Origin of the sequence: Paenibacillus sp. cl123 (assembly GCF_900101595.1) — a bacterium.
GTDB lineage: Bacteria > Bacillota > Bacilli > Paenibacillales > NBRC-103111 > Paenibacillus_G.
In genome coordinates, this window is record NZ_FMYY01000052.1 from 1 (window position 1) to 1540 (window position 1540).

1 pseudogene is annotated in these 1540 nt (G+C 45.2%); it reads right to left on the minus strand.

The features are described from left to right. Nucleotides 1-121: 121 nt before the first annotated feature. Nucleotides 122-1272 (minus strand): annotated as a pseudogene (locus BLR08_RS30480) (IS110 family transposase). Between the last annotated feature and the right edge of the window lie 268 nt (nt 1273-1540).

Sequence of the window (1540 nt, forward strand, 5' to 3'; positions counted from 1 at the left end):
TTTTCTGTGAAAATACGTTAAACAGATGAGTGTGCGATTTTCTGTTTTTAGGCAATACAATGCCCGGGATCTCCATTTCAATGAGTCCATGTTTATCCTGTCTATAAGTTGGTAACAATAATTAACTTGCTCGTTTTTTTGGTCCGCCTTCTAGGTAAGCTTCTTTGTTTTTAAGCATGTTATAGGCAATGACCAGTATGGTTCGTGCAACAGCAATGCAAGCTTTCTTCTTTCCACGCCTTGATGCGATCTTCCAAAATTTCGTGGATAAACCGTTGTTTCTCGTACGAGCGATTGCCCAGGCCGCTTCGCATAATGCTACTTTGGTATGTGAATTTCCTTTTAAGCTCTTCGTACTTTTTTTTTACCGGCGCTCTCGTGGTTACCAGGTGCCAAACCTGCCCATGAAGATAGGTGATCGGCTGATGGAAATTGATCCATATGGACACCAATCTCAGCAATAAGAGCTGCCGCTGTTGCTTCGCTAACCCCTGGGATCGTTTGAAGAAGCTCATATTCTTCCCGGTACGGCTCAAGATGAGCATCGATTTTTTGTTCTAACTGGCTGAGCGACTTCTCTAGATATTCGATGTGTTCCCAGCAGTCGCGGATCAAATCCATTTGATGTGGAGTGATCGTGCCTAACATGGAGTCTGTAATGGCATCCTTTTTGCTTCGAAGTCTGCCTTTTACACTTTCCTCCACATCCTCTGCCTCCACATAGCCTTTCGTAATCAACTTTTCGAGCAGGTTCCGACCCGACACACCAAATACATCAGAAGCGACAGTTCCCAGTTTCACGTTCGCGCATTCGAGGTATTTCTGGATGCGATTCTTTTCAGCCGTTAGATTTCCTAAGCGTTTCTTGCGAAGTCGGCATAAATCACGGAGTTCTCGTACATCCTCGGAAGGTATGAAACTCCGCTCAATTAATCCTACACGAAGTAATTTTGCAATCCATTCAGCATCGCACACATCCGTTTTTCGGCCCGGGACATTCTTGATTCGCTGAGCGTTAGCAACCGTAACATCAAAGTAACCTTCTAAAATGTTATACACAGGCTTCCAATAAACCCCCGTGCTTTCCATGGCAATATGCGTTACCGCCTTGTTTTCAAGCCATTTTAATAGCTCAAAGAGGTGTTTCGTCATCGTGCCAAACGTACGGGTTTCGCTTTCGACTTGACCCTCTTCACCGGATGTGAGGACGCATACCACAATGGTCTCTTGATGGACGTCCATTCCGGCGCACCGCGAATACAATACTTCCATGTCACCATCTCCAACCTAAATTCCATGGTGAGGATGAACTCGAGCTTAACCATTTTTCTGTTCGCAGTTCTCCAAACGGGCATTCGGAGCTAGCAAGGAGTTGTACACAGAGTTCGATCCTTACAGTTTTCGCACAGGGGTAAACCACCATTAACCGTAGCGTAGTGTTCACCATGGTATTAAAAGTATGGGATGGCATAACCTGCGATAAACGCACGCTGCTCATTTTCATGCTGGAGTTGTGCCTTGAAAGACATGTTTGTTTTCG